Source organism: Microbacterium sp. (assembly GCF_031178525.1).
Taxonomy (GTDB): Bacteria; Actinomycetota; Actinomycetes; order Actinomycetales; family Microbacteriaceae; genus Microbacterium.
The window spans coordinates 1-1,734 of the sequence record NZ_JAPSJA010000389.1; the positions used below are offsets into that span (position 1 = coordinate 1).

The window sequence follows — 1,734 nt, forward strand, 5'->3', positions numbered from 1 at the left end:
GAGCTCGCCCCCGACCTCGGTCTGCCGCGGCAGCTGTTCGTCGACCTCGCCGAGCGATCGCGCGAGCAGGCGGAGATCCTCGGGCGCCTGCACGCCGAGGTCGTGCCCGAGGCGTTCCGTGCCGGCCGGGTGGACTGAGCGCGGGTCTACCGTTCCCAGGCCGGCGGGAAGTGGGGGATCGGCTTCGGCCGGCCCGGCGCATCCGCTCGGTGCGGAATGCTGCGCGGCACAGGGCGCCCTGCGTCGGCCGGGGACCGCCTCGCGAATCGCCGTCCCGTGACGGTGGCGGGCTGGATGCGCACCACGTGCGGCTTGTGTTCGGGATCGTCGCTGATGAGGTGGCGGGCGCCCGAGGCCAGGATCTCAGAGTCGACCTCGGTGAGTGCGGCGCTCCCGCGTACGACGACGCTCCAGTAGAACCCCTCCTCCTCACCGTCCACCTCGAGGGCCACGGCGGGATGGTCACGAACGCTGCGGAGCTTGCGTCCTGCTCCGGAGCGCACGTACAGCTTGCCCTGGTGCGCGACGTAGTTGAGCGGGAAGATGTCGGGCCCGCCGTCGACGTGGGTGACCGCGAGACGTCCGATGCCGCCGCTCTCGATCAGCCGCCAGCATTCGGAGGCGGACAGCTCCTCGACCTCTCGGTCGTCCGATATGGGTCCCGGCATCGTCATGTCGCTCCTCCCCGTGGGCGGGTGCATCCTGCCTCCAGTCAACGGCACAGCGCCCGGCAAGGGAAGCGCTTGCCGATCCGCCGCCCCTGGCACGCCCGACGGGATTAGGGTGCAGAAGTGACGGATGAGCGGATGGACCCGACCGGGCGACGCGTGCTGGCGGTCGCGATCCTGGCGTCGTTCGTGTCCTTCCTCGACGGCAGCATCGTGAACGTCGCGCTGCCGGCGATCCGGGAGGACCTCGGCGGCGGCCTGGCGGGACAGCAGTGGGTCGTGAACGCGTACCTCGTGACGCTGGGAGCGCTGATCCTGGTCGCGGGGTCGCTGAGCGACCTGTACGGCCGCAAGGTCATCCTGCGCGTGGGCCTGTTCGGATTCCTGGTGACGTCGGTCGCCATCGCGGCCTCGCCCGGCATCGAGTTCGCGGTCGTCGCGCGAGCGCTGCAGGGAATCGCGGGCGCGCTGCTCGTGCCGAGCTCCCTTGCGCTCATCACGACGCACTTCGGGGAGGCGATGCGCGGCCGCGCGATCGGGGCCTGGACGGCTTCGACGAGCGCGGCGATGCTCGTCGCACCGCTGATCGGGGGACTGTTCATCGATCTCGCGTCCTGGCGCTGGGCCTTCCTCATCAACGTCTTGCCGATCGGCGTCACGCTGTGGCTGCTCGCGGGGCTGCAGACCGCCGATGTGGGCAAACCGGGCGCGCGGGTCGACCTGATCGCGTGCGCGTTGTGTGCCCTCGGCCTCGGCGGCATCGTGTTCGCCCTGATCGAGGGCTCGCGGCTCGGCTGGGGCGACCCGCTCGTCGTCGGCGGGCTGGCGGTCGGCGTCGTGCTGTTCGCAGGCTTCCTGCTGCGGGAGCGGCGCTCGGCGGATCCGGTCATGCCGCTCGACCTGTTCCGCATCCGCAACTTCTGGGCCGGCAACCTTGCGACCACCTTCGTGTATGCCGCGCTCGCGCTGAACGGCTTCGCGGTCGTGGTGTTCCTGCAGGAGACCGTCGGATTCTCCGCGACGTTCGCGGGCTTGGCGTCCCTGCCGGTGACCGTGATCATGATCC

The 1,734-nt window shown here is 70.8% G+C and carries 2 protein-coding genes; one reads left to right on the top strand and one right to left on the bottom strand.

All coding sequences use genetic code 11. The annotated features are described in order from the left end of the window. Window positions 1–146: 146 nt before the first annotated feature. The gene (locus tag RIF89_RS14720; RefSeq protein ID WP_309069818.1) at window positions 147–674 is read right to left on the bottom strand and encodes a pyridoxamine 5'-phosphate oxidase family protein; all 528 of its coding nucleotides are present in this window, start codon (window positions 672–674) and stop codon (window positions 147–149) included. Window positions 675–791: 117 nt separating this feature from the next. Between RIF89_RS14720 and RIF89_RS14725 the strand changes: the two genes are divergently transcribed. Further along, the coding region (locus RIF89_RS14725; RefSeq protein ID WP_309069819.1) for an MFS transporter at window positions 792–1,734 on the top strand (943 nt) is incomplete at its 3' end.